We start from the raw sequence: 25,324 nt of genomic DNA, 5'->3' as shown, positions 1-25,324 counted from the left end.
TTTTGAAATCGTTGATTGCAAAACTATTAAAATCAGTAACAGTTATGATTCTTATTATAATGGCGTGTGCGGTTCCCGCATACGCCGAAGAGGAGCTGAATTGGGTAGAAGGTGGACAGAAAGTCGACGTAGGGACCAATTTAGCGGAACTGGAGTTAGGCAGTGATTTTCTTTTTCTTAATGCCGAAGATACGAAAAAGTATCTAACTCAGGGCGGAATGGAACCAAACGGGTCAGAAATCGGTGTGGTTTTCCCAAAGGATGAAAATCAGACTTGGGCCGTTTATTTCGAATATGAAGAACCTGGACATATAGAAGACGACGAGAAAACGGAAATCGATGCTGATGCCTTGTTGGAAAGCTACAAAGAAGGTGCGAAAGAAATGAATAAGGAGTCAAGCCCTGAAAATCAGATATTCGTTGACAAATGGGATGTTGCTCCATTCTACGACAATCAATTACATAGTTTGTCGTGGTCTTTATTGGCGCATGATAATCAGAACAACAGTGTTATTAACTACAATGTGCGAATTCTATCCCGCAAAGGCTATATCTCAGCGATACTCGTCTCAGATCCGGCGAATTTGCAGGCTGATCGTATAGTGTTTAACAACAAGATCCTAAAGCAGTTTAACTTAAAGCAAGGTCAGCGCTATGAGGATTTTGACAAAAAAACCGATAAGGTAGCTGAATTCGGCTTGACTGGATTAATTCTTGGAGGCGTGGGGCTAGCGGTTGCCAAAAAAGCGAGCTTGTTTGCAGTGCTCATCCCTCTATTGAAGAAGTTTGGGATCGTGCTTGTGCTGGCTGTAGGCGCAATTTGGGGCTTTATTCGCAAAAAACTCGGAATGAAGAAAGAGCAGTCTGAGCAGCAACCGACACAATCGGAGCAAACGGAACAGTCGGAACAGTCGGAACTACCGGCACAGTCGGAGCAAACGGCACAGGACCAGGCGAGTGAACGCAGCAAGGTTAATTCGCATGAGTAATAACCGCTAAACGTTTTTCGGAGTGGTTATTGCATTGTTCCAAAAATGAGAATAATCAAAGCCCTTCCTAATCGCTCGATAGCCGAGTGATTAGGAGGGGCTTTTATATCGTTTATTCATTTAAATAGAAGCTCCTTATAAAATAAGCTGCCTTGTGGAAACTATCACCGACACATAATAACCTTCTCAAAACACCTTAGATTACATTATCCCCTAGTTTAAGTGACAGAAATAATAAGATATTTTAATGACCATATTCACTCAATTCTTTAAATAACTCTTCACCATTTTCTTTAATTCCCGTTCTATATTTTGAAGGGATTTTTTGACCGCACCTAGTAAACCATGTGTCAAAAGTATTTTGCCATTCTAAAACCCTATCCTTCTTAATACTTAAGTTCGCATCTGCCTTATACTTTCTAGAAAGCATCAATAAAATATCTATATGAACTAACATAACCTGATATGGTTTCTCAGTTTTCTTCAACCACTCATTGCTTTCTTCATTTTTTTTAATTGCCAAATTAAAATAATGGGCATTTTCTAACTCTGCAGCTTCATTACCATCTGGTGCTGTACTAAATATTTTCATAATTCCCTCCACACACGCACACTTTATCTAATTGTTAACAATATTCGCACTACAAACTATACTATTCTTCCGCTGCCTCATTAAGCCAATCTAATATATTTTCCCTCTTATTAAGGCGTAAAGCTCTGATTATATTTGTTTCATCAGGAGGCATTACCTCAACGTTCACGTACACTTTATTTCTCGGTTGTGTCAATGAAAATAGTCCTTTATTATCTATTTTTTCCATAGCCAAAACCATAGCTTCTAATCTAAAGTCCACTTCTTTAAACCATTTAATTTCATCAGTATAGTCAAGTATACGCTCATTAAATAGTTCTCTTACAGTTTCAAAATTCTCGTACCCAAAATTCCAATATGGTGAATCTGCATATGACCATTTTATTAATTCAGCATCTGCCTTTGCATATTTTTTAGCGACCGTCTCCAACGCTTCTAAAGACCATGCAGAAATAACTGGCGCAACAGCCTCCCCTGTTGTCACCAACGCACAATAATAATAATTTTCTTGATTTTGAAATAAACTTAAAAATGATTTTTCCGTTGCAATTGCTATTTCGTCAGCTAATATTTCGAGGTCATCATTATACATATAAATTCCTTTCTTGTATGAATATTCTTTACATCGATCCAATATATTTTTAATCAGCGTCAGCAATTCCCAAATAATTCATACTCCTCTTTTGATGTAAGTGTGAATTTTTCACAAGTGAATCCACCGAATTTTTAATTTGTTTTTAAATTATTATTTTCTGCAGAAATGTTCATCCAACATAAAACTATCTTTATTTGTCTAGATCTACAGTCCAATCAATCTCTTCGTTAAATCAATTACACAATTTTGTTGAACCATTATCCATTTTCAAAGGGATTTCTCTTGCCCACATTTTAATGTCACTTATGAACATCTCTTTTTCAAGCCCTTCAAAGTTGTGTTTTTCTAACGCCCTGTTTAGAAACTCTAAAAATAGATTCCCCAAATAATACCTCTGTTCTACTTTATACATTTTTTCATATTCTTCTACCGTAACTGCCATATCGATTGTCAAATAGTTATCTTTTTTATTATATCTAATAAATGATTTTCTTTCATAGGATTCAGGTAAGCATCTAAAGGCTATCCCGATTGAAACATCGACATTCCTATATTTTGAATTTATATTAGATTCCAATGCGTGTGCTAATTCACTAGCTAATTCATCAACTCTCGCACCTGCAGTGTCTGAAACTATTGAAAAATCCATAAAATGCACCTCTTCTTTAAAACTAGTAAAAAGCCGTACATTTTCACCATACACTTTTAATTCTCTCATCAGCAATATACGTAATCTATTATCAAGAAATGTTTCGGTTCATTACTATTACATATACTTATTCAAAGGCTCAATGACAAAATCATATTCATCTATGCTTTTAGAAAAATCAAAAAGCAGTAAGTTTTCCATACCAAGGAAGTTCATTGCATCCCTCTCCTTTTAGGTATAAATCATTCAGAAAAAAGCTCTATTGCCTTTTCCTGTAACTCAATACCGATTCCCTCTAATTCCTCCAAAAACTTATCGTCAAAATACCCTGCTTAAAATGAAAATGCACTATTGATATCGACCATAGCGATTGCTAATTTTTTAGGAACTGTCTCTTTATCTTTATAGTATTGAGTTAAAACATTTAGTGCCTCTCTCACTTGATTTAATAAATCAGAATCTAATTCCCTATACGTTCTTATTTTTACTGGAACTGAATTTTCACTTACTAACCCATCATAAATTATAGCAATTGCTTCTTCTGTACCCATAAGCCCGCTCCCCATATGAATTCTAATAAAACTTATCTTTCATCTCTCTAAAGAGTCATTATTTCATGTTGTATTTTCTATATTGAGCATCAAAAAAACGACATTAATAAAAAAACCACTTAATTAATAGAGGCTACTTCTAACTACTTTGCTTGCGCATTTTGCTCTTTATCATTTAACTGCTTTATAAATAGCATCACTTTGTTCATTAATTCATTTAAATCTGAAAAAAAATAGTTTTCATTAATAAAATTTTCATTATTTTTCAAATCTATAGCTTCAAAATACACTGATTTCTCTTCCCAAAGCGTTAGTCTTGCAATAGAAATATTACTATCGAAATCTATTTTTAAACAATAATAGTGATTACCATTTGGATGAAGTATATGTTCGATTTTAAATGGACTAGGAGATATTAATGACGACTTACCTGCTGTAACAAACCATTCTTCAAAATCTTTTAAGATATTTTCACTTTCCTGCATCAATTTTTTCTCCTTTGAAACAACATTCTTCACAACAAGCAAGTCAGGAATCGGAAAACCTTCTCATACTAATCACAAGTGCAAAAAAACCGAATTTAATTCTGCTTTTCAATTGGAATACCAAAGACTTGGAATATATAATCTTTCTCTTGTTCCTTTGTAGCAATACCAGTAGTTATACCACCTTCTTTTGTCCCTTGAATAAACCACATATCATTATGGTCTTTATCCACCATTTTAAAATCACCTTGTTTCCAACGATTTAATATATCTAAATATTTATCACTGTGTTCGTATCCATCTTTATTTTCCTCTACCATTTGCAGTAAAGTTTCTATTCTCTCCGGTGTAATCATAATGGATGATTCTTTCTCATCTGCAATAATTTTTTGATGTGACATTTCTTGAATAACTTCTTGCATTAGATTATCAATAAAGGGTTCATCTCCACTTTTCCATTCATCAATCTTTTTGGAATACGTAGTATTTTCCCATCCAAAATTCGTATCCACTGTCGATACAAACTTTTCCTTATTATTTTCTTTTGCAATTGATTGACCGCTAGTTAATTCCCTCTTGGCACTTTTAGAGTTTTCGTTTTCATAGTTCTTATTCATAATCAAAAACGTACCACCTATACTCAATAATGCTGTTAAAACAACTATACCTAAAACATGAACAAACTTCATTTTTTTACCACCTTTATAGATAATTATCCCAGAACACTATGCAAACACCAGCGCAATAACAGTAACACACTATGATAACCCTTTGGAGCCTTATCAGATGTCGACAAACGATACTTTCTAAAACCCATGGATAAAGAAGTGAGTTAGGATTACATACAATTTTTCACCATTCTCGTTCTCTAAGAGCTTCTTCTATATCGATATCAATCTCAAAATATTGTAAAATTCTTTCTACTGTTAAGCCGATTGAATCCCGTGCAAACGTTTCAATTTCACTGCCATTTTCATAAAACTCATCCTGTAGCTCATTGATCGCTATAGTCATTTCGTCTAATTTTTCCTGGATTTCTTCTTTTGTATGAGTGCCCTCCTCAATAAAATGTACTACATTAACAATATGCAATTTAAGTTTATCTACTAAAAATGATGGAAAGAAAGAATCTTCATACATATCCTCTAGATAGTTGAATTCAGAATCAAGTTTCTTCACAATGTTTCCTCCTTTGATATACTTCGGAACCCCAGAGCGCCACATTTCTTCTACTGTTTTTAACGGATAGTTTTCTCCACCAAGCAATCGTTGTTCTTTTAATGGATCGATCCAACGGCTATTCTCAATCGATAAAATTAAGCGACGTACAAATTCGTAACCAGTGTTATATCCAGTAATTTCATAGTTATTCAAAATATTCGGATCTTTCCTATCGATATTATACTGAACAATTTCATTACCCATAATACCCTGATCTCCTACTGATGGATCGATTCTCACCAAATTGTATATTAGTTCATCATCTCTGAATTCTGAGCGATTCCCCCACTGTCCTCTGTCACTACTAATAAAGATCTCGGGTATAGGGATATTCAAATTAGGTTTTACACCTTTCACCTTTCCGACAGAACACTTTTTAAAAAAATCTTTTAAAACCATACATACCCCAAAAGGTTTTAAATCATTTAAGTCAAGTGGCTTCTCATAAAAATTATTACTTTCACTCGTAATATTAAAAAATGCAACATATGGACTTTCTAATAATTGAGCAATGATATATAAACTATCTTTTAATTGAATTGAATGTATATCGTTTTTCTTCCAGCTAAACCTTTTTAACATAACTACACCCATTCTTATTTTTTGTAAGTTAAACTATTCTTTTAACTAGTATGTATGTTATCAGTTTCTTAGAATCTTATCTAAATTATGATTTAATCCATCCATTAAGATCTCCTATCCTTCTATCTACAATGGATTTTAATAACTTTTAACATGTATCTGTCATACCAGTAAATTTATACATAATAACCTCCTGATGGTGGGAAATATTTCATTAACATTTCCTGCAGAGAGTTATGTAGTAATTCCACTTCCCAAGAATCGTGCCAAAAAATAAATATATTACCGTCTGAATTCATTAAAATAGGATTCCCTGAGCCATCATTTGAAATAACATAGGCATCCTTCAATTCATGCGGAATCATATCTTCTCCACCTTTTTTAAACCAATGTGTAAGTTCAACTACAGTACTTTTTCCAATAAAACTTCCGTTATTAAACGCATATATATTTAAGCCGACACAAGCACCTCCAAATATTTTAATAAATTGAATATACTCTTCGTTAAACTTTACATTTAAAACTTGTTCAGCATTCAATATTTCTTCGTCGGTTGCTGGTATTCCTTTAAACCCTTTGAACTCACTTTTGTTCAAAAAAGATTCAATTCTACTAATAAGATTGGCATCCATATTTAGCGCTCTCCCCCATATACAAAAATCAGTATGATCATAGTACTGAATATCACTTTACGCTTTCAAATGTCTAATAAGTATGAAAATGCCTTTTTTCTTTATTGAAGAACTCCCTAATCTAATGGTCATCTTGTGAAACTATTTTTATATGACTAAGTCATAGAGATACGAGATATCCCTAGTAATACAAGTCCAATCCAAAATATTTTAGGTGTACATAAAATGATGAAATCACCACCAACATAACCATCACCGCATATACTATAATTACCATAAATAGTTTTATATTTCCATGGTGATTATAACATTGTTGTAAACGTTTTATGTAATAGTAGTAGCCAAGATGCACTAAGCGTCTTGGCTACTACTATTACAAATTCTTTTTTAAACACACTAAAAACTCAATCATGCCATTTTCTATTTTGGCCGTTGCATTTCCACCTAATTTTTCTGCTAGCAGCTTGACAATAGATAGCCCTAGACCCGTATTTTTACGTCTGGAATTGTCTGTTGTATAAAATCGATCAAAGAACTGGTTAGGATTTAGTTGAATATTTTCGTCAATCGGATTTTGAAAACAGATATATGCATGTTCTTCTTCTAACCACATCTTAATCGTTACATCCCCTTGCGCATGCATGATGCTATTTCGTACTAAGTTTTGCACAATGCGTAACAGCATTTCTTCATCAGAGTTAATAATGAGCGGCTCAAAATTAGGTAAGTTGACGGCTATTCCTTGTTGTTCAAATTGTGCAAAGGCACCAGCAATCTCTTCAAATACGATATTTGATATATTAATACGTTCCTTTTTGGGTTGATCTTCATTACTATGCAAATAGGAATATTCAAAAAACGTTGCTAATAATTGCTCTAGTCTTCCAACATGTTTTTGTGCGACTTCAAGCTTTGCAAGTTGCTTTTCTGTTAAGGGTTCTTTTAATAGCATTTGTTGATAGCCCTTTATCGCTGTTAGCGGCGTACGAAAATCATGAGAAATGTTTGAAATCATTTCCTTGTAGTATTTTTCTTCCCGCTTAATATACGACCTTGATTTCTGCGATTCTATTAATATGCGATTTATATTTGCCACTAGTTGGTTTATTTCTTTATTTAGGAGCTCTACGCTAATTGGCTGTGTATATTGCTCATGTAGACGTTGTGACAATTGTATGTTCATCAATCGTAGTTGCCTTTGAATATAAAAAATATAAAACAGTAATCCTACAATGACTACAATTGCCACTATCCACATTCCCTACATCCCCTTACCTGATTTCTGCTTTTCTAAATGTCATGAATGTTAAATATATAATTACTACTATAAAGATGACACAAATGGAAACGGCCGAAAATATATCACCTTTACTCATGCTTAAATTAATCGTAAGATACTCCGCTGAATATGGTGTGAAGGATAATACTTTATCTATAATCACAAATGAATCCTGAAAACTAGCGACCTGCCCAAAGAACATGGACATCATGTAATAGGCAGCTACTACAAGCACCGATTTTCTTAAGGCAAACGCCAGTAAAATACAAGTCGTTAACTGGGCAAGATAAACCATTGTCATGGTGATCATTATTGTTACGTATTCGCCAAAGCTACCACTAGTAGTCGAAGTTAGAATGCTTAAAAAACCGGCCGCTTTCCCACCCATACTAAACGTGCTGTCCATTGATAAACCAATTATTGTCACAATGATATACGGGCTTACAAGAACAAAAAGTAAAATCCAGAAAACAATCGCTTTACTTATGACAATTTGGATTCTTGCAAAGCCGCTTATAATTGGATGATGGATATTTTTTGTATCAAAATCTGAACAAATAAGTGTAGTGGCTAGTACTGCGCCTACTATTGACATCGTATTCATATCAGATAGTAAAAAACCAACGTTGCTGATGCTTTCATTTATTGAATTATTGCCAATCCCATAGGCAATACTAAACATTGCTGTTGCAGAACATGTTGTAAGAGCCAGTAAGACCCAAAATATTTTGGATTTAGTTGTTTTATAGAGGTAAGCACGTACTAAATTAAACATGGTGCTCACCTCCAATTAACGTAAGGAAGTAGTTCTCTAATGTGTCTCCTTGTAGACTAAATTCCGTAAGTGTTACCCCATTTTCAAATAAGGCGGTTGATACGTCCCCAAGTTCCTCTAAGAAATCATACAATTTAATCGTTTTATTAGGCATGACTTGAAAGTTTTGTGTTTTAAGAACTGTTTCTAAAACATGTGCACATTGTTCGGGAGCTGTACAACCAATGCGAATATAATGTCTACATTCTTCGTCGAGCTGTTGTTGCGTCATTTGTTTCATAATTTTCCCTTTATGAATAATGATATAATCAGTTGTTGTTTGATAAAGTTCCGGTAAATTATGACTCGAAATTAGAATCGTCATCTGTCGCTCTTCGCAAAGACGTGTTAAAAGCTGACGAATTTCAACAACACCTATAGGATCTAACCCATTCACTGGCTCATCTAAAATCAATAGCTCTGGGTTAGTTAATAACGCAATAGCAATGCCCAAACGTTGTTTCATGCCTAGTGAAAAATGCTTAGCTTTCTTATTGTTTGTGCTCGTCAATCCAACCAATTGCAGTATTTCATCCTCTAGCTCCTCATTCGGAATCCCACGCATTAAACGATGATATTTAAGGTTACCTTTTGCAGTCATATCAGGACTAATCGCTGGTTGTTCAATCATGCTGGCAATACGTTTTCGTTGCTGCTGTATTTCCTTGTCAGATGATTTTCCAAATAACTCAAATGAACCTTCTGTTTGAAAACTAATCCCTGAAATAATCTTCATTAAGGTTGATTTACCCGCACCATTTTCACCAATAAGCCCATATATACGCCCTTCTTTTAATTCGATCGATACGTCGTGAAGTACTGAATGCTTTTTATATGTTTTCGTTAATTGATTCGTTTTTAATATGGTTTCTCCCATATTAAGCACCTCCCTTTCATATTCATAGATTACTCATGAAAGGTATAGATAAAGTAAAGATGGCGTATAGATTACGGATAATTTATGGACGTAAGCGATAACCAAGCCCTCGAAGCGTCTCGATATAATCCGCTTGCGGGTTTTTTGTCTTTAATTTATGTCGAAGATTACTAATATGGATTTTAATAATATGTTCATCCCCTAAATATTCTTCCTGCCAAATGGATTCATATAAATTTGCTTTCGTGAATACTTTCTCTTGGTTTGTCATAAATAATTCGAGCAATAAATATTCCTTTGCAGTTAGCAAGACCTCTTCACCACTCACTGTAACTCGCTTAGCGACATCATCCAATACTATGTCTTTGTATTGTAGCTGCTTCATTGGTGTAGCTTGTTTTTTAACACGACGTAATATCGATTCAATACGGGCAAGAACCTCACCAAGATCAAAAGGTTTTGTAATATAATCGTCCGCTCCTAATCGAAGCAAATCGATTTTTGTTGATACTAAATCTTTAGCTGAAATCATAACAACAGGTACATCCGAAATAGCGCGAATTTCTTTTAGTAATTCATCCCCACTTTTATAGGGAAGCATAATATCAAGAAGCACTATATCAAACTCATTTTGCAGAAATGCCCGGTGACCTTCTATACCATCCATCACACTTGTTACCTGATAATCTGCTTGCACAAACAATTCGGTTAACATCGCATTTACATCTTCATGATCCTCAACCATCAAAATTCTCAATACAATCACACCTTTGTTAAAATATTCCTATTGATATTATATAAAACTTTATATCGTTCAACATTAAATTTTTAATAGCTATCACCCTAACGTGGGTTGATTTCCGTTCGACTGGGTACTTTGTAGCTGCCGCTTTGCTTTCGCTACAGAAAACATTTTGTAGCTGCCGCTTTGCTTTCGCTACAGAAAACATTTGTTGCTGACGCTTCGCTTTCGCTACAGAAAACATTTGTAGCTTTGCTCTGCTTTCGCTACAGAGCAAAGCTTCCTGGGGGCGCCCAGTCTCCACTCCAATCAACTTACATGGCATAGGTTTTACTAACGACTTCTCTACTTTTGATATGAACCATTAATAAAGTTATAAGAACGCTAAGAAATTGTTAAAATAGTTGACTATAATTTTATAAATAATCCCTCGTCTGAAATAAACATAATAGCTCTTCTGGAATTTTTACTGAATCCTTATAAAAAAGATATACAGGAACACTTGGCAAAGCTAATTCATCGAAGGGAACGATATTAAACCGACCTTCCATCCGCTCTCTTCTCACAATCATCCGTGGCAAAAATGACATGCCTAGTCCATCTTTTATTAAGCGTTTTACCACATAGGATTGGGATATGGACACTTGCTTGGTCACTACATATTTTTCCTGTAGTTTATGTAATAAATCCTCCCAAATAGTTGGGTGATGGTGTGTAAATAAAGTGTAGGTTTGAAATAATTCCTCATAATCAATATAAGCTCCTGTCTCATCATCGAAAGCATCCAGGGGAATAACCAATTCTAAAGGACTCTCTACAAGAAGCTCTTGGTGCCAATGGCGGTAACGTGTTGGCAATAAGGAAATACCAATATGCGCCTTATCACTATTTATTAAATCCTCAATTTTTGCTGAATCCTCTACTAGAATCGATATTTCAATGGCAGGATTTTCATTGATAAACTGATAGATAACATGAGGCAATATCGTCTCCACCATTAAAGGAGTCATTGCAATCACTAGTTTTTCTTCAATACCCTTTGTTGCTAACTGAAAACGTTCAATACTTTTTTCCCATTGATGAATGATTTGCTGAGCTTCTATTAGAAAAAGCTGTCCTGCCTCCGTCAATTGCACACGATTTTTTTCACGTTTAAATAATTTAACATTCAAAAAGTGTTCTAGCTGATGAATATGAACTGTAATACTTGGCTGCGATAAATGAAGTTCTTCTGCGGCTACTCGAAAATTACAAGATTTAGCGGCTACTACAAAAGACTGTATCCATTTATAATCCAAAATCTCACCCCATTCATTAATGTTGTTAATCAACTTCATTAACTATATTTAATTTACTAAATTATCCAACAATAATAAACTAAAAATAGAATCGATTACTTTTACACAAAGGGGAGAATCGTATGTTAGCTAAATTAAGTAAGCAATTTCGTACTTTTGCAAAAAATGAATGTGAAAATTCAAGTCCACTGTATGAACATTTAGCGAATAAAATTGCCGATGATGATGAACTCTTAAAAATTGCTGCATTAATACCCCAAGGACAACCTGTACCAAATTTATTATTAGCTGGCGTTCAATATTTACTGCCATCATCAAATGATGAATTAGTTAATTTTTATCCATCCTTAACAATAACACCTAAAGCAATAAATAAAGTGTACCCTGTTTTTAAAGCATTCGTCTTGTCCCATTCAGAAGAATTGAAGATTTTATTTCAAGAAAAACTTGTCCAGACTAATGAGATTCGCCGTTGTACTTACCTTTACCCGATGATGACAGAAATTTATGAACGCCATCAAAAACCACTAGCCTTCATAGAAATCGGGGCAAGTGCAGGACTTCAACTTGGAATGGATCAATACAATTACTGCTATAATCATCAGCTTCATATAAACAATTCAAATAGTGCTTTCGTCTTGTCCTCAGAAAATCGGGGACAACCGCTTCCAGCTTCCATTTCAAATGCGCCAGTTGTTTGTAAGCGAGTTGGTATCGATTTAAATCCTATTGATATTCATAACGAGGAAGAGCTTCGTTGGTTACAGGCATTAATTTGGCCAGAGCATCAAGAACGTAGACTTTTATTAAATCAAGCACTTCCTATTTTAAAAGAACTCGATTTAGAGCTGATAAAAGGAGATGCTATTAAACTTATAAAAGAGATTAGTAGAGATATAAATCAAGATGCGCTATTAGTTGTTTATCATACGCATGTGGCCAATCAAATCCCAATAGAATTACGCCTTGAACTAATTGAACAATTAAAAGAGATCAGCATGGAACGACCTCTCTACCATTGTTATAACAATTTATTTGATATGCTATTGCATCAAGATTTTATTGATCGAGGAGAAATAACATCTATACGCATACTAGAACGCCCTGATGGTCATGCTCGGTGGTTTAAGTGGTCCAACCAAAACTAAACATTAAAACGAAAAAACGCTGCATAAGATTTAATCTCATGCAGCGTCATAAAGTATGGCCCTCCGGCAAAACGGAAGGTTGATCTCCGTTCCGGCCGGGCGCTTTACTGGGGGCGTCGGGCTATCTTCTCTCTGTTACTCACCTTATTTCGCGGTATATTTTTTGATCACAGGTAAAATATCGTTCCCTATAATTTCAATATTTTTCATTAATTTATTAAATGGCACACCACCAAAGTCAATTTGTGCCATAAATCGCTGCATGCCATAGAGCTCGTATTGGTACAATAATTTTTCAATAATTTGTTCCTTACTTCCGACCATTAAGGCATCTCTTGTATCTGTTGCTTGTTCAAATTGTTGCTTTGGATAACTCGCGCCACGAATTGCTTGGAATCCACTATTTAAATGTGGATACATTCCTTCTAGTGCCTCTTGAGTCGTATCAGCAACATAAAATAGGCTTGTTGTAGCAATCGGTAACTCTTTCGGATTAAAGCCACTTCTCTCTGTTGCTTCTCTGTAGGCATCTACTGATGGCTTAAAGTTAGCTGCGGGGCCGCCTAATGTCGTTAGCATCATCGGAATGCCCAGATAGCCTGCTTTAATAGCACTAGCAGGTGGTCCACCAACAGCTCGCCAAATTGGCAACGACCCATTTTTAGGTTGTGGCAAAATTTGCGCATTGTGAAGCGGTGCACGGAATTGTCCTTCCCAAGTGACCAATTCGTTGTCATTTATTTTTTTCAGTAACTCTAATTTTTCTTCAAAAATTTCTTCGTAATCCTTTAAATCAACGCCTAGTAATTGATATGCTCCAACACGAGAGCCACGCCCAGCAACTATTTCTGCACGTCCATCTGAAATTAAATCAATCGTCGCAAAATCTTCATATACACGTACTGGATCAGAGACACTTAATACCGTCGCAGAGCTTGCTAATTTGATTTTTGATGTAGCTTGTGCGATTGCTCCTAAAACAACCGTGTGTGCCTGTGTAGTAAAGTACGATTGATGACTTTCACCAACAGCAAAAACATCAATACCTGCTTGTTCAGCTAGCTGACTAGCTTCAATTAACTCTTGGATTCTTTGCTGAGCCGAAATACGTTCACCAGTTAATGGATTTGGAATGTGGTCCCCTAATGAATACAAGCCAAATTCAATGCCTTTTGATTGATCAATGCGATATTTTTCCATGATTATAATCTCTCCTTAATCTAGTGGCTCTAAAATAGCTTCGATTTCTGCACGTCTTTCTTCTAAAAATGGTGGGAGATCAAGTTCTTTACCAAGATCCTCTACTGCCGAATCAACTGTAAACCCTGGGCCATCTGTTGCCATTTCAAATAAAATTCCATTACGATCTCTAAAATAAAGACTTTGGAAATAATAACGATCCACAATGCCAGTACTATCAAAGCCTTGCTCTTTAATTTTGATATCCCACTGTTGCAATTCCTCCTCTGTTCCGACACGTAGTGCAAGATGATGAATACTACCACGACCAGGTTTCTCACTTGGCCCTTCTAATTCTTTAACGACGATTTCTCCAAGTACTTCACCAGGAATGGATTGCAATACTGCTTCTTTTTCACTTTCTTCAACAGCTGTGTAGTTAAATAGCTCTTTTAATACGTTAACTGTCCGTTGCAAGTAACGAACTGTCATTTCAACTGTACCCATCCCTAAAATACGATGTTCGGCAGGGATATCAGAGCCGACCCATGGTTGCCAATGAGCTGGTGTTTCATGACCATGATTGTTTAAAAGCACCATTCTTAACCCTTCATGATCCTCAAAAAATAAAGCATCTTTCCCTGCATATGTTGTTATTTCACTATGTTCAACCTCTAACTGTTGAAAACGATTTTTCCAATATTGCAGACTGTCATAGCTTGGCACTAGTAGTCCAATACGTGTAATGGCATTTGTTCCGCGAACTGTTCGTCCTGCTACAGGCATTTCAAAAAATGTTAATTCTGTACCCGGTGCTCCTGTTAAGTCTCCATAAAATAAGTGATACATGGAAGGCGAATCTTGGTTAACTGATTTCTTTACACGACGTAAGCCGAGAATTTTTGTGTAAAAATCATTATTACGTTTGCCGTTTTTTGTTAGCATTGATATATGATGATGTCCACTTAATTTGTTCATGAATGTTTCCTCCTCGTTTTCACTTGACTAAGCAAGTGATAGTGTAAAAAAATCACGCTGGTGGTAATTTTTTATCACGACTATGCTTCTCTATTTTCGACATTAGTGTATTTAAAGTTTTCATTTCTTCTTCTGTTAATACTTCTTCAAAAAATGAAGATTGAAATTGTAGCTGACTTGGAGTTGCCGCATCAATCATCTGCTCGCCTTTAGCTGTTAGTGAGATTGTTTTAGTCTTCCAATTTTGCTTGCGTTCAATAAGTCCCTCTTTTTCAAGACGAGTAAGCATCCGAGACATACCACCTTGCGTCACTATCACTTTCTCTGCTAATTGGGATTGCGTTAACGGTGCATATGTCTTTATTTGTATTAGGACATCAAATTGTGCAGTCGTTATGTCAAAACGCTTTAAAAACTCATTGGAAAGCTGATTACTTTGATTTGTAAAGCGCATCATCCGAATCCATGTCAGTGATCCGAGCGTGTATTTTCGCATTGCTTCCTCCCCCTCCTCTTATTCATCACTTTACAACGCAAGTGTTAAATAAGCAAGAAAAATATCTCGAATTCGAGATATTTTTCAGTGTGAAGCTCACACTATATAATGCCATGCGTGGTAATTGGATATAAGGTTCCTTTAAAGGCAAACGAAATTCTCCCTGTTTCTTCAGACACTACCAGGACAAGCGCATCACTTATTTCACTTAACCCTAATGCTGCTCGATGTCTTGTGCCTAATTTCTTTTCCCCCGTATATATCTCTGACAGTGGCAGTACATTTGCTGCTGACTTAATTTGATTTTGGCTTATTAAAACTGCGCCATCATGAAGTGGATTTCCAGGAAAAAAAATAGATTCTAATAAGGAATGCGTTACTTCTGCTCCAATATGAATACCTGGCTGTATAATCGATGTCACAGAATCCTTCCGTTCAATCACAATTAGTCCACCGTGTCTTCTTTTAGACATATTTTGTACGCAATGCGAAAGCTCAGGATATTTTTCAGTAAACGGGGAAAGATAGCAATTTAAATAAAATGTTGCAGCTTTCATTTCAATCGTTACAAATTTCTCTTTAATTTTTTCAAAATTCCCAAGAAGACAGTTTGCATCCGTATCCATTGCTTCTACACTTTGCTGTAATGAATGAATGACCTGCAGAAGCTCTTCCTTTAATGTTTGTTTCATTGGTGAAAAACCACAATTTGTTGGATCCACAAAAAACACCCCGCTGTTCAAATTTTTTATGAAACAACTCATATTTATTTTTAGTTTCTCTAGATGGAATTATTTTATTCGCTTTGGGTTTCATTCAGTCTCTTTCTCAATAAATTATTTCTGAAAATGTAATTTAATGAAACGAGTAATCTTACAAACAAAAAAAACACGTGTACCCATTAGATTAACTAAAGAATACACGTGTTGTCATTTAGTTTACATTTGTCCAGTACGGATTTTCTTGACGATTTTGAGTGTTGTGTAGGCAGCAGCTGGTGCAAGCACTACAATAAAAATAAGCCAAACCGTTAAGTTGTCCGTCGCTTTTAACGTGTCATAATTTGAGATAACAAACATAATTAGTCCAAATAGTAATAAATAGCTCAGCACATTGGGAAAAATAACGATTAAACGCAATAATGCTGGTGGCATCTTTTGCTGATTCATATAAACCACTCCCCTTTAATCAATTATACAAAAATTAACTATTAACCGCATTATAATTCTTCTATATTCCAAATTTCCGTTCTACAACTATTACTACTTTGTATTTGATTTCTTATAACTTGAAAGGTAGAGACGATTTGTTGCTATCCTACTAACAGAGCAGTTTACAATGCGGTATTGGTTTCGCTGACTGTCGAAAATCAACTCTATTAAAAGACTAATTTTCAGGTATATATTTGTTACTCCCAGGGAGTTTCTTAATTTTATTCCAAGCTTCAATCGCTTCTGCACGACTTTTGCCTTTATTTTTTGAGTCAGAGAAAAAGTCACGAATGAATTGATTGTATTCAAACTGAGGGGGAATTTTCTTCTGGTGTGACGGGTCTTTCTTGCGTTTTTCTTCTTCATACCAAGCATCCACAACATCACGATACGTTTTTCCAATATTGTTTTTAATATAGTTTTGGATATAGGTAGAAAAATGAAACTTTGGTATTACTGTCTTGAAAAATGCTCTCACATCTTGACTACAACGATGATTTTCCGTAATGACTGTATCAAGACTTAGTTCACTGTTAGTTTGAGGCTTATTATTAGCCTTAGAATTTCTTTGTGGTTTTTTTATCTTTCCTGTCCGAAGAAAAGTCTCAATTCTATCAGAAATCTCTATCTTAGAACCCGACGCGCTTATTCCATTATCTCTACAAAATGATTGCAATTCTTCTTTTAACCAATAAAAATCCTTAAAATTTTGACTACTAATCTCTTTTGTAAGAATAGGTCTCATTCATAACACTCCTTATGTATACACTTTCATATTATAGAACGTTTGCTCTTTAATGTAATCAAATTTTTAGAGCAACAAACTTTACGAAAACAGCTACTTATAAAAACAAGAGCCTTGCTACAGTTTATTGTAGTAAGGCTCTTTGTTGAAGTGTAAACATTCACAAACCAATTCGAGTCAAACTTTTAATGCTTAGTGTTTTATCAAGACTTTTGATTAATTTATTCCAAGTTAATTAGGCTTATTTCTTTAAATACATGTATGCAAAGATACAACTACCAAATAAAAAACAATGTTGCGATTGTTTGTCTATTTATTTTGTTGTTTTAGGATAGTTCAGCAACTGTTATCAATTAATATTAAGACCCATTTTAAATTAGCAATAATATGATTTAATGCATATCCACGCAATCATGATTTACAAAATCGATTTTAAAAATGATTTTACTGTTAGATAGCGTTGCTTGAGCTGAATATTCTAATTGTTCAACAAGGCTTTTAACGGTAGCTAGTCCTAGCCCAGTACCTGAAAAGTTTTTGTCACGAGAGCTTTCTCCAACATGAAATGGCTGCCATATTCTAGATATATCTGTAAGAGTGGTATCATTACTAATTTCGAACACTCCGTCTTGACCAAAGAAAATCTGAATTTCATCTCCAGAAGCATATTTGACTGCATTACTAATCATATTTTCAAATATGAAATGTACTTTATCTTGTTCAGTCGACAGCATAAATTTAGTAACTTCAGTTTTAAAATAAATATGTTTATCTCCTTGTATGTGTCGATAGTTATCCAGTATCTCATTTATCAACATTATTAAATCAAAGTTTGTTTTATTAGAATCGTTTTCTTCTGTTTTGGCGAAATAAAGCATATCTGTAATTATTTTTTCCATTCTATCAACTTGCTTGTTAATGGTTGCAAGATAAGTTCCATCATCCATACCATCTTCAATTCCACTGGAATATACTCTAACTAATGCTAAAGGAGTTTTAAGCTCATGTGTTAAACCTATCATAAATTGCTTTAAGTCAATGTTTCTTTTTGATAAATCCTGTTGCGCTTTTTCAAGTGTCTTACTCATTTTATTAATACTTCTTGCAAGATCCTCGATTTCATCTCCTGTCCGAATTTCAGCCTGTTTAAAATCCAACTCGCCAATTTCTTTTGCAACTTTTTTGAGTTCATTTAACGGCCTTGTTAGTTTTCGAGATAAAAAGGCAGTAATAATAATAATCAGCAAGATACTGACTATCAAAAAGAATATGTTAAAACGATTAATAAAATTAGCTATCTCAATAAAATTAGCCATCGAGGCTCCAATCATTATTAGCTGATAATCATCTTTTGAATAATGTGCGATAAAACTGGACTTTTGTTTTCCTTGATTGTAAACCTTGCCTACAATTTTATCCTCATTAACTTTTTGTAATACTTCTTCGGAAACCCAAAATTTATTAAGTGCAATATGTTCTCTGGCAAGTTGCTGTTTTAAATTTTCATTCAGGACATTAATATTATCTTTTAGCGATACTGAAAGAATAGTTACATCAAATTGATCCTCCACCAAACTCTTATCCTCAAATTCCTGATATACTGAAAAAGCATTAGTTACTTTTTGGTTCAATTGATGAAGATAATATTTTGGTAGAAAAAACTGACTTATCGTAAGTGAGATACTAAATGTGATGATAACAACAAGAGTTATATAAATAGTTAATTTTGTTCCAATTTTTCGTTTCATTCTCTTGTACTATATCCAACTCCTCGATGCGTTTGGATAATATCCTCTCCAATTTTTTCACGTAGACGCCGAATATGTGTATCTACCGTCCGCGGATCACCCTCGTAGTCCATTCCCCATATTAAATTAAGTAGTTGATCTCTCGTTAATATTTGTCTTCTATTTTGGCTAAATATACGTAAAAGCTCGAATTCAGTCTTTGTTAAAATCAATTCATTTCCAGATATCCATACACGTTTGCTTGAAATATCAAATGAAACATCGTTTATTCGTTGAATGGATTCCATTTGCAACAATTTTTTCGCCCTCATTAATAAAACTTTTGGATAAAATGGTTTATTTACATAATCATCAGCGCCATCAGATAAGGCAATAAATTCATCTTCTCCAGTATCTCTAGCCGTTAGTATTAATACTTTAATTTTTTGAGTCTTCTTCATTTCGCGGCAAACTGTAATCCCATCTTTTTCTGGCATCATCCAATCCAAAATGGCCAAATCAATTTTTTCATTATAGAAAATATCAAGTGCCTCTGAACCATTTGTCGCCGTAAATACCGTAAATCCTTCCTTTTTGAAATAACTTTGTAAAATCTTTAACATATCTAGTTCATCATCAGCGATAAGTATATTCATTATATTTATCTCCTAATTGTCATATTTTCCTAAATTATACTGTTCTATAATAGCAATTAATTTTTCTGGATACATAGGATCTGTGGAATAGTGGTTTTTTTTCAAAGCATGGGCTGCTTCCTGATAATTCGCTGCAGCAAGAACATCATAATATTGATGCTTATTCCAACTCGTTCCTTCTAAAATTAATTTAGTATGGTCAATAAACGCACTTTTCAAATCTGGATAAGCTCTAAATTCAGTTTCAATTGTATAACTTTTATTATTTTTATATTCCATAGTTGGCATTTTTACTGAATTGCCTTTATAGCTACCTTTTATCCCAAATAAATTATTTGCTTTTATAGCTAATTCACTTTTGCCATAATTCGATTCTAATATAGCCTGTGCAATTGTTATACTCGGAAGCACTCCTCCTGTTTGTTGGTTTAATTCTACAGCTATAGGAGCAATTTCATCTATAAAATGAATTTCTCCATTTTCTTTCTGAAATAGTCTTATAAAAAATACAGAAAGTAAAACTAAACTAACTACTAGTATAATTATTGACACTTTAGATTTTCTATATTTGCAGATTCTTTTCATTATATAACCTCTTTTTAAATGAATTTATACATGTATTTTAAAAGAGGAATGTTACAGTAATTTGACAAAAGAATAATATTAGATAAAAAACTTAAATAGGTTTAAGGAATACGTTGTTCACTTATTTCTATAATAAAAAAGTAGTACAAACTATTGTTTGTACTACGGATACTATTATTTTATTTTGAACTAAGTGTATCGAACAAGGTCATTTGTTCAGTCCTTTTTTCAATGCATCCCAAATCGAATTATCCACTTCTATATCTTTTCTATCTGGTAGTTCGCCATCTTCTTTAGCTTTCCAATATGCCCACTTGACTGGTTGACTTCCTAATTCAAAATCCATACCTTCCCACGTATCTTCACGAAATGCATAAAATGCCCAGTGCCAGCCATAATCATCGAAAATATCAATTAAATCCTTTACATATTGATCGGCTCCGCCAACCATTCGGTTAATTCCAAACTCTTCAGCAATAATTCGGTTGTTTGGTATATTGTGTTGCTCTGTCCATTGTACAACTGGTTTTAAAAAATCTTTCAATGCAGCTTTATCGAACATTTTTTCTGCTTGATTTTCACCAACCTTCACCTTGCCAGGATAAGTGTATGTGAATCCTTTTTTTCGATTTTGGCTTGTCATTTCATAAGGCTCATACATATGGAATGCATATAACACATTATCGTCATCTATTGGTTTTAAATATTTAATTGCCCATGGAGTGGCAAATAAACCTGAATCTAAAATAATTGGTGTGTCAGAATCTACAGTTCGTATAGAATCTACAATTGTTTCATAAAGCAGGTTTAAATCTGCGGGAGTATTTTCTAATTTGTTGTACCATTTGTCATAATCTTCTGTCCAAAAATCATTAAATCCCGTAGCTGTTTCAGGGTGTGGCTCATTAATTACGTTATATCCAACCACTGCAGGATGATCTTTCAAACGGAAGGCAAGATCTTTCCAAAAAAGCGCTGCTTGCTCATGATATTTAAAGTCTTTCCAAATACGGTCGTCATTTTCATAATTATTAAACTGCCTCCAACGATTTCCTGGAAGACTTAGAACGGTTAGTACAACTTTTGACCCTCTTGCATATGCTGCATCCAAATCCTCTTTTAACTTTATAAAATCTTCTTCAACAATTCCCTCATATTGATCTGCATTACCGATTAAGAAATCTTTACTAGGATTAGAGTCTTTCCCGTCATTAAATAAGAAGTCTCTATCTTTTGCCCATTTATCAGGTGCTAAACGGATAAATTCAATATCGAATTTATTCGCTTCTTCATAATTTTTCGGTAAAGAAGTAGAATTCATAAAATTTGTTCCTTTTCTTTGCCCATCCCAAAAATCTTTCTTTATCTCCTTTACTTCTTGTATTTCCTGTTTCTTCTCTTGCTCTAAAGAACTACAGCCAGCAGCAAGTGCTACTGTTAAAGCACAACCAAGGGAGGCTACCATTTTGAATTTATTTTTCAGCCATTTCCTTTGATTTATTTCTCTCATAATATCACCTCGCGATATATACTACTGAACCTGTGTTACGTGAATGTGACAAAATATGCGGATGTGTATATGTTTATCTGAAATCAAATTAAGGATCTTTGAAAAGTATTTAATGAGGAATTAGGGTAGAGAATGTATGTAGATTAATTTATTGATAATCGATTTTTTCAACTTCTAAAACTCAAAATATAGTCTTAGATAATTTGCATAAGATTTAATGGTGTTTTCTGCTCTCCCTATATTGGAAAGATATTTTAAATAGTAGATCCAAACTCTTATACCTCCATCTTCTTCCTCAGTTTCATTAATAACTATAAGAACTATAAAACCACACCCATATATAAAGCATTTAACCATAAAAAAAGAACAGTAGCTAACGTAGAAAACGTTAACTACTGCTCGTAATTATAGTATATAAAATCATTCTGCTTGTTGTTTAAACTTATTTTTAGATGGAACAAATAGAGTTAATACAAATGCAATGATCGCTAAGATTGTCATGAAATAATAGGCATCACTTGAACCTAAGGTTGAAGCAAGTGTGCGAATACCTTCAGCCGTAGCATTTGGTGTTTCTGCTAGCAATGTTTTCGCATGGTTTGTCGTTTGTGCTGTAAAAATTGTAATAACGACAGCAGATCCAATGGCACCTGCAATTTGGCGTAATGTATTATTTACTGCTGTACCATGTGTGACAAGTGTCTTAGGTAAGGCATTTAAACCAGCTGTGTTCAATGGCATTGTAATAAAACTCAACCCTATACGTAGAAAAATAGTACGTATCATTATAAAGCTATAAGTTGTTGTGTCTGATAAATCCGTTACAACCCACATTGAAGGAATGACAAAAATCAAACCGATAATAAATAACGGCTTTGCCCCAAAGCGGTCATACATTTTTCCTGTCACTGGAGACATAAAGGCATTTACAAGTGCACCCGGTAATAATAATAAACCAGCGTCTAAAGCCGTAAATCCTCTTCCGTTTTGTAAATACATTGGTAATAAAATCATGTCCGCATACATCATCATTGTGACAATAATATTGATGATGGACGTTAGCGTAAATAATTTATTGTTAAAAACGGATAAGTTAAGAAGTGGATCAGCAGATTTAATTTGTCGTAGACAGAATATTGCTGTAATCATTATCCCTACAAGTATAGAAGCGATTACAACTTTATCATCCCAACCATGGCTTCCTGCATTACTAAAACCATACAAAATAAGACCAAAGCCAATTGTCGATAAAATAACACTGATTACATCTAACTTCGTTTTTGCTGTTTCTGAAACATTAATTAAATATTTCATTGCCATAAATATAATGATCACGACAAATGGAATTATTCCGATAAATAACCAACGCCATGAATAATAATCTATAACGAAACCTGCTAATGTTGGTGCAATGGCTGGAGCGAAAATCATAGCTAGCCCAATTAACCCCATCATACTGCCTCTTTTTTCAGGAGGAAAAATAAACATCACGATGCTCATTAGCAATGGCATAATAATTCCTGCTCCAATTGCTTGAATCATACGACCTATTAGTAAAGTGGTGAAGTTCGGAGCTATTGCACAAAAAATAGAGCCTAATAATAAAAACAGCATTGAACTTATAAATAATTGGCGTGTTGAAAAACGTTTCATTAAGTATGCTGTTATAGGGACTAGCACCCCGTTTACTAACATAAAACCAGTAGACAACCACTGAACGGTTGTAGCAGAAACGGAAAATACGTCCATTAAATTACTTAATGCAACGTTTAACAATGTTTGGTTTAGTGTAGATAAAAAACACCCTAAAATTAGTACTGTTAATAGTACCTTTTTATTTATTGATTCCGGCATTAATTTATTCCTCTTTCCACTTGTTTTATTAACACAATGTCAATAAAATAGATAATAACATTTTTATTTTTTGATTCCTATTTACAATTTTTCAAGAAGTGTCAATTAAACAACAAAATTTAAAATACTATTAATTAAATTTGTATTTAATAGATAAAGGAGAATTAAATTGACTACACAAAAAAAGCAAGACCCCCGATCTATTCGCTCTAAACGGGTATTCAAAGAAGCTGTTGTAGAAATCTTGATTGAAAACCCAGATATTTCGAAACTTACAGTACAAAAAATAGCCCAACGTGCAGAACTAAATCGAGCAACTTTTTATTTACATTTTTTAGATATTAACGATTTATTAAAGCAGGTAGTTTATGATATTTTCGACGACTTGTTGTCGGAAATATCCCCAACTTTACAAATTGATAATTTAAATAATCAAGAACAATTAATTACGTTTTTAGATTACTTTTATAAGCACCGAAAAATTTTAGCTGTTCTATTTGAGCACCCTGGTTTCAATAAAAAAATGCATATGACACTAAAGGACTTGATTGTCATACAACATAAAAGTGAAGGTGCTAATAGTACTAACACAACTCTATCAATGGATATTCTTGCATCTTCAATACTTGGCATCATCATGTGGTGGCTCAGAAACGGGGTTCACTTTAGCTCCGAATATATAGCCACTCAAATTATTGAGCTATATCGATAATTATTCGTACAAATAAATTGCTAACCTCAAAATGTGGGTGTATTTCGTTATGAAAGCATTTTGTTGCTGTCGCTGCGCTTTCGCACAGAAAAAACATTTTGTTGCTGTCGCTGCGCTTTCGCTCAGAATACATTCGCTGAAGTAAAGATAAAAGTACCCTTTAAATGAAACGTCATCTAAAGGGTACTTATGTTTTTGATTAAGTTAATTTGTTGTTATTCCAAGAGAATATGGATTGATCGGATGTCAGGAAGGTTTGTGGGAAAACCTCCTGTGCATCTGCTAAAAATTTCGGTAAATCATGTGGTAAAAAGCGGGCACTTAAATGGTTCAGCAGTAAATAGTTTGCTCCTGCCTGTTGTGCCACCTTTGCCGCTTCGACATTTGTAGAGTGTCCATAGTTCGCTGCTAAATCTGTCGTAGTATCATCAAAGGTCGCTTCATGAATAACGATATCTGCTCCAAAAGCTAATGAAACAGCCTCTGGACAGTATTTAGTATCTCCTAAAATAGTGAGCGTAAAGCCTTTTTTGGATGGGGCGACAACATCTTTCGCATATACAACGGTGCCATCAGCTAGCTCAATATCTTTCCCTGATTTTAATTGTCCTAGCAAAGGACCTTTCGGAACACCAAGAGCCTGTGCTTTTTCCATTAACAGTTCGCCAGGCAAATCCTTTTGCTCAATACGGTATCCATAGCATGGAACTACATGTCGCAATTCACTCGCACTTACTGTAAAATGTTCATCTTCATAAATAATACCTTCATGAACTTCAACAAATTGTAATGGATATGTTAAATGCGTCTTCGACAAGGCTAAGGTTTGCTCAATCCATTGCTGTAAACCTTGTGGGCCAAATATCGTTAATGGCTCGTCCCCCCCTTGAAATGAACGAGAGCTTAAAAAGCCAGGTAATCCAAAAATATGATCACCGTGTAAATGTGTAATAAATATTTTTGTTACTTTACGTGGCTTTAACGATGTATGCAAAATTTGATGTTGGGTCGCCTCCCCACAATCAAAAAGCCACATTTCCCCCACTTCATCTAATAGCTTTACCATTAGAGCACTTGTATTTCGTTCCTTTGAAGGCATTCCTGCGCCTGTTCCTAAAAAATGTAGTTGCACATATGCCACCTCACTTCTATTTCTATATCGCTTTATTGTACCCTATTGCTTCCAATAAAAAAAACCTTTGGTCACTAGTTTTGTC

General features: G+C 34.4%; 28 protein-coding genes. 3 read left to right on the top strand and 25 right to left on the bottom strand.

Features of this window, described 5'->3' with window-relative positions; all coding sequences use genetic code 11:
* The first annotated feature begins 2 nt into the window (after nt 1–2).
* Nucleotides 3–989, top strand: coding sequence for a DUF2167 domain-containing protein (locus ACQKOG_RS03155; RefSeq protein WP_370083381.1), 987 nt, complete (start codon nt 3–5; stop codon nt 987–989).
* A 244-nt stretch (nt 990–1,233) separates the two neighbouring features.
* Here ACQKOG_RS03155 and ACQKOG_RS03150 read toward each other — a convergent pair whose 3' ends face one another.
* The 13 genes from ACQKOG_RS03150 to ACQKOG_RS03090 all read right to left on the bottom strand — a co-directional run bounded on the left by ACQKOG_RS03150 (nt 1,234) and on the right by ACQKOG_RS03090 (nt 11,306).
* A complete protein-coding gene (locus ACQKOG_RS03150; RefSeq protein WP_370083382.1) occupies nt 1,234–1,581 on the bottom strand; it encodes a hypothetical protein in 348 nt (115 codons plus the stop codon).
* Nucleotides 1,582–1,642: 61 nt separating this feature from the next.
* Nucleotides 1,643–2,173, bottom strand: a complete 531-nt coding sequence (locus ACQKOG_RS03145; RefSeq protein ID WP_370083383.1) for a DUF4303 domain-containing protein — start codon at nt 2,171–2,173, stop codon at nt 1,643–1,645.
* A gap of 235 nt (nt 2,174–2,408) precedes the next feature.
* On the bottom strand, nt 2,409–2,825 hold the full coding sequence (locus ACQKOG_RS03140; protein WP_370083384.1) for a hypothetical protein: 417 nt from the start codon (nt 2,823–2,825) through the stop codon (nt 2,409–2,411).
* A 332-nt stretch (nt 2,826–3,157) separates the two neighbouring features.
* Entirely contained in the window at nt 3,158–3,376 is a 219-nt protein-coding gene (locus ACQKOG_RS03135) for a hypothetical protein (protein ID WP_370083385.1), read from the bottom strand.
* A gap of 143 nt (nt 3,377–3,519) precedes the next feature.
* Nucleotides 3,520–3,861 (bottom strand): immunity protein TriTu family protein, encoded by a 342-nt coding sequence (locus tag ACQKOG_RS03130; protein WP_370083386.1) that lies wholly within the window; start codon nt 3,859–3,861, stop codon nt 3,520–3,522.
* 95 nt (nt 3,862–3,956) lie between these two features.
* Nucleotides 3,957–4,550, bottom strand: coding sequence for a DUF6241 domain-containing protein (locus tag ACQKOG_RS03125; protein ID WP_402875192.1), 594 nt, complete (start codon nt 4,548–4,550; stop codon nt 3,957–3,959).
* Between the two features lie 163 nt (nt 4,551–4,713).
* Nucleotides 4,714–5,085 (bottom strand): DUF5713 family protein, encoded by a 372-nt coding sequence (locus ACQKOG_RS03120; protein ID WP_402875196.1) that lies wholly within the window; start codon nt 5,083–5,085, stop codon nt 4,714–4,716.
* A gap of 755 nt (nt 5,086–5,840) precedes the next feature.
* Complete coding sequence (locus tag ACQKOG_RS03115; protein ID WP_427444981.1) at nt 5,841–6,296, bottom strand: SMI1/KNR4 family protein; 456 nt, start codon at nt 6,294–6,296, stop codon at nt 5,841–5,843.
* 373 nt (nt 6,297–6,669) lie between these two features.
* Entirely contained in the window at nt 6,670–7,554 is an 885-nt protein-coding gene (locus ACQKOG_RS03110; protein WP_427444978.1) for a sensor histidine kinase, read from the bottom strand.
* Between the two features lie 13 nt (nt 7,555–7,567).
* Entirely contained in the window at nt 7,568–8,350 is a 783-nt protein-coding gene (locus tag ACQKOG_RS03105) for an ABC transporter permease (RefSeq protein ID WP_370081213.1), read from the bottom strand.
* Nucleotides 8,343–9,266 (bottom strand): ATP-binding cassette domain-containing protein, encoded by a 924-nt coding sequence (locus tag ACQKOG_RS03100; protein ID WP_370081215.1) that lies wholly within the window; start codon nt 9,264–9,266, stop codon nt 8,343–8,345. The genes ACQKOG_RS03105 and ACQKOG_RS03100 overlap by 8 nt, the downstream gene beginning before the upstream one ends.
* Nucleotides 9,267–9,348: 82 nt before the next feature.
* Entirely contained in the window at nt 9,349–10,023 is a 675-nt protein-coding gene (locus ACQKOG_RS03095) for a response regulator transcription factor (RefSeq protein ID WP_370081217.1), read from the bottom strand.
* Nucleotides 10,024–10,424: 401 nt separating this feature from the next.
* Entirely contained in the window at nt 10,425–11,306 is an 882-nt protein-coding gene (locus tag ACQKOG_RS03090) for a LysR family transcriptional regulator (RefSeq protein ID WP_415731565.1), read from the bottom strand.
* Nucleotides 11,307–11,428: 122 nt separating this feature from the next.
* Between ACQKOG_RS03090 and ACQKOG_RS03085 the strand changes: the two genes are divergently transcribed.
* Nucleotides 11,429–12,454, top strand: a complete 1,026-nt coding sequence (locus ACQKOG_RS03085; RefSeq protein ID WP_370081221.1) for a DUF2332 domain-containing protein — start codon at nt 11,429–11,431, stop codon at nt 12,452–12,454.
* Nucleotides 12,455–12,598: 144 nt separating this feature from the next.
* Here the strand turns inward: ACQKOG_RS03085 and ACQKOG_RS03080 are convergent, their stop codons facing one another.
* From ACQKOG_RS03080 to ACQKOG_RS03030, 11 genes are all read right to left on the bottom strand, one after another.
* The gene (locus ACQKOG_RS03080; protein ID WP_427444972.1) at nt 12,599–13,654 is read right to left on the bottom strand and encodes an LLM class flavin-dependent oxidoreductase; all 1,056 of its coding nucleotides are present in this window, start codon (nt 13,652–13,654) and stop codon (nt 12,599–12,601) included.
* A gap of 15 nt (nt 13,655–13,669) precedes the next feature.
* A complete protein-coding gene (locus ACQKOG_RS03075) occupies nt 13,670–14,611 on the bottom strand; it encodes a ring-cleaving dioxygenase (RefSeq protein WP_427444969.1) in 942 nt (313 codons plus the stop codon).
* A gap of 52 nt (nt 14,612–14,663) precedes the next feature.
* Nucleotides 14,664–15,107 carry a MarR family winged helix-turn-helix transcriptional regulator gene (locus ACQKOG_RS03070; protein WP_427444966.1) on the bottom strand — a complete coding sequence of 148 codons (444 nt, stop codon included), beginning with the start codon at nt 15,105–15,107 and terminating at the stop codon, nt 14,664–14,666.
* 101 nt (nt 15,108–15,208) lie between these two features.
* Nucleotides 15,209–15,829, bottom strand: coding sequence for a sporulation-specific diadenylate cyclase CdaS (gene cdaS / locus ACQKOG_RS03065; protein WP_427444964.1), 621 nt, complete (start codon nt 15,827–15,829; stop codon nt 15,209–15,211).
* Between the two features lie 216 nt (nt 15,830–16,045).
* Entirely contained in the window at nt 16,046–16,276 is a 231-nt protein-coding gene (locus ACQKOG_RS03060; RefSeq protein WP_427444961.1) for an acyl-phosphate glycerol 3-phosphate acyltransferase, read from the bottom strand.
* 217 nt (nt 16,277–16,493) lie between these two features.
* Complete coding sequence (locus ACQKOG_RS03055) at nt 16,494–17,063, bottom strand: DUF6434 domain-containing protein (RefSeq protein ID WP_402875168.1); 570 nt, start codon at nt 17,061–17,063, stop codon at nt 16,494–16,496.
* Between the two features lie 392 nt (nt 17,064–17,455).
* Nucleotides 17,456–18,811: a histidine kinase dimerization/phospho-acceptor domain-containing protein gene (locus ACQKOG_RS03050; protein ID WP_427444958.1), complete on the bottom strand. Its 1,356-nt coding sequence runs from the start codon at nt 18,809–18,811 to the stop codon at nt 17,456–17,458.
* The gene (locus ACQKOG_RS03045) at nt 18,808–19,446 is read right to left on the bottom strand and encodes a response regulator transcription factor (protein ID WP_402875162.1); all 639 of its coding nucleotides are present in this window, start codon (nt 19,444–19,446) and stop codon (nt 18,808–18,810) included. The genes ACQKOG_RS03050 and ACQKOG_RS03045 overlap by 4 nt, the downstream gene beginning before the upstream one ends.
* Before the next feature lie 12 nt (nt 19,447–19,458).
* Nucleotides 19,459–20,031, bottom strand: a complete 573-nt coding sequence (locus ACQKOG_RS03040; RefSeq protein WP_402875157.1) for a glycoside hydrolase family 73 protein — start codon at nt 20,029–20,031, stop codon at nt 19,459–19,461.
* 208 nt (nt 20,032–20,239) lie between these two features.
* Nucleotides 20,240–21,496 (bottom strand): glycoside hydrolase family 5 protein, encoded by a 1,257-nt coding sequence (locus ACQKOG_RS03035; RefSeq protein ID WP_427445309.1) that lies wholly within the window; start codon nt 21,494–21,496, stop codon nt 20,240–20,242.
* A gap of 465 nt (nt 21,497–21,961) precedes the next feature.
* Nucleotides 21,962–23,395 (bottom strand): DHA2 family efflux MFS transporter permease subunit, encoded by a 1,434-nt coding sequence (locus tag ACQKOG_RS03030; protein ID WP_402873596.1) that lies wholly within the window; start codon nt 23,393–23,395, stop codon nt 21,962–21,964.
* Nucleotides 23,396–23,564: 169 nt separating this feature from the next.
* On the opposite strand from ACQKOG_RS03030, the gene ACQKOG_RS03025 reads away from it, so the two are divergent.
* Nucleotides 23,565–24,107, top strand: a complete 543-nt coding sequence (locus ACQKOG_RS03025) for a TetR/AcrR family transcriptional regulator (protein WP_402873593.1) — start codon at nt 23,565–23,567, stop codon at nt 24,105–24,107.
* 199 nt (nt 24,108–24,306) lie between these two features.
* On the opposite strand, the gene rnz is transcribed toward ACQKOG_RS03025, so the two are convergent.
* Nucleotides 24,307–25,239, bottom strand: coding sequence for a ribonuclease Z (gene rnz, locus ACQKOG_RS03020; RefSeq protein WP_415731549.1), 933 nt, complete (start codon nt 25,237–25,239; stop codon nt 24,307–24,309).
* Nucleotides 25,240–25,324 lie beyond the last annotated feature (85 nt).

The organism is Lysinibacillus sp. NPDC093216, from assembly GCF_050280325.1.
GTDB lineage: Bacteria > Bacillota > Bacilli > Bacillales_A > Planococcaceae > Lysinibacillus.
The sequence above is the reverse complement of the archived record's forward strand: the minus strand, read 5'-3'. Positions and strand labels throughout refer to the sequence as shown.

Bases quoted from the DNA above. Each gene is read 5' to 3' on its own strand.
- ACQKOG_RS03110 (WP_427444978.1), bottom strand. From the start codon at position 7,554: ATGTGGATAGTGGCAATTGTAGTCATTGTAGGATTACTGTTTTATATT.
- ACQKOG_RS03125 (WP_402875192.1), bottom strand. From the start codon at position 4,550: ATGAAGTTTGTTCATGTTTTAGGTATAGTTGTTTTAACAGCATTATTG.
- ACQKOG_RS03030 (WP_402873596.1), bottom strand. From the start codon at position 23,395: ATGCCGGAATCAATAAATAAAAAGGTACTATTAACAGTACTAATTTTA.
- ACQKOG_RS03140 (WP_370083384.1), bottom strand. From the start codon at position 2,825: ATGGATTTTTCAATAGTTTCAGACACTGCAGGTGCGAGAGTTGATGAA.
- ACQKOG_RS03145 (WP_370083383.1), bottom strand. From the start codon at position 2,173: ATGTATAATGATGACCTCGAAATATTAGCTGACGAAATAGCAATTGCA.
- ACQKOG_RS03050 (WP_427444958.1), bottom strand. From the start codon at position 18,811: ATGAAACGAAAAATTGGAACAAAATTAACTATTTATATAACTCTTGTT.
- ACQKOG_RS03105 (WP_370081213.1), bottom strand. From the start codon at position 8,350: ATGTTTAATTTAGTACGTGCTTACCTCTATAAAACAACTAAATCCAAA.
- ACQKOG_RS03035 (WP_427445309.1), bottom strand. From the start codon at position 21,496: ATGGTAGCCTCCCTTGGTTGTGCTTTAACAGTAGCACTTGCTGCTGGC.
- ACQKOG_RS03135 (WP_370083385.1), bottom strand. From the start codon at position 3,376: ATGGGTACAGAAGAAGCAATTGCTATAATTTATGATGGGTTAGTAAGT.
- ACQKOG_RS03070 (WP_427444966.1), bottom strand. From the start codon at position 15,107: ATGCGAAAATACACGCTCGGATCACTGACATGGATTCGGATGATGCGC.
- ACQKOG_RS03045 (WP_402875162.1), bottom strand. From the start codon at position 19,446: ATGAATATACTTATCGCTGATGATGAACTAGATATGTTAAAGATTTTA.
- ACQKOG_RS03080 (WP_427444972.1), bottom strand. From the start codon at position 13,654: ATGGAAAAATATCGCATTGATCAATCAAAAGGCATTGAATTTGGCTTG.
- ACQKOG_RS03055 (WP_402875168.1), bottom strand. From the start codon at position 17,063: ATGAGACCTATTCTTACAAAAGAGATTAGTAGTCAAAATTTTAAGGAT.
- ACQKOG_RS03040 (WP_402875157.1), bottom strand. From the start codon at position 20,031: ATGAAAAGAATCTGCAAATATAGAAAATCTAAAGTGTCAATAATTATA.
- ACQKOG_RS03130 (WP_370083386.1), bottom strand. From the start codon at position 3,861: ATGCAGGAAAGTGAAAATATCTTAAAAGATTTTGAAGAATGGTTTGTT.
- ACQKOG_RS03085 (WP_370081221.1), top strand. From the start codon at position 11,429: ATGTTAGCTAAATTAAGTAAGCAATTTCGTACTTTTGCAAAAAATGAA.
- ACQKOG_RS03100 (WP_370081215.1), bottom strand. From the start codon at position 9,266: ATGGGAGAAACCATATTAAAAACGAATCAATTAACGAAAACATATAAA.
- ACQKOG_RS03115 (WP_427444981.1), bottom strand. From the start codon at position 6,296: ATGGATGCCAATCTTATTAGTAGAATTGAATCTTTTTTGAACAAAAGT.
- ACQKOG_RS03150 (WP_370083382.1), bottom strand. From the start codon at position 1,581: ATGAAAATATTTAGTACAGCACCAGATGGTAATGAAGCTGCAGAGTTA.
- ACQKOG_RS03060 (WP_427444961.1), bottom strand. From the start codon at position 16,276: ATGAATCAGCAAAAGATGCCACCAGCATTATTGCGTTTAATCGTTATT.
- ACQKOG_RS03075 (WP_427444969.1), bottom strand. From the start codon at position 14,611: ATGAACAAATTAAGTGGACATCATCATATATCAATGCTAACAAAAAAC.
- ACQKOG_RS03120 (WP_402875196.1), bottom strand. From the start codon at position 5,085: ATGTGGCGCTCTGGGGTTCCGAAGTATATCAAAGGAGGAAACATTGTG.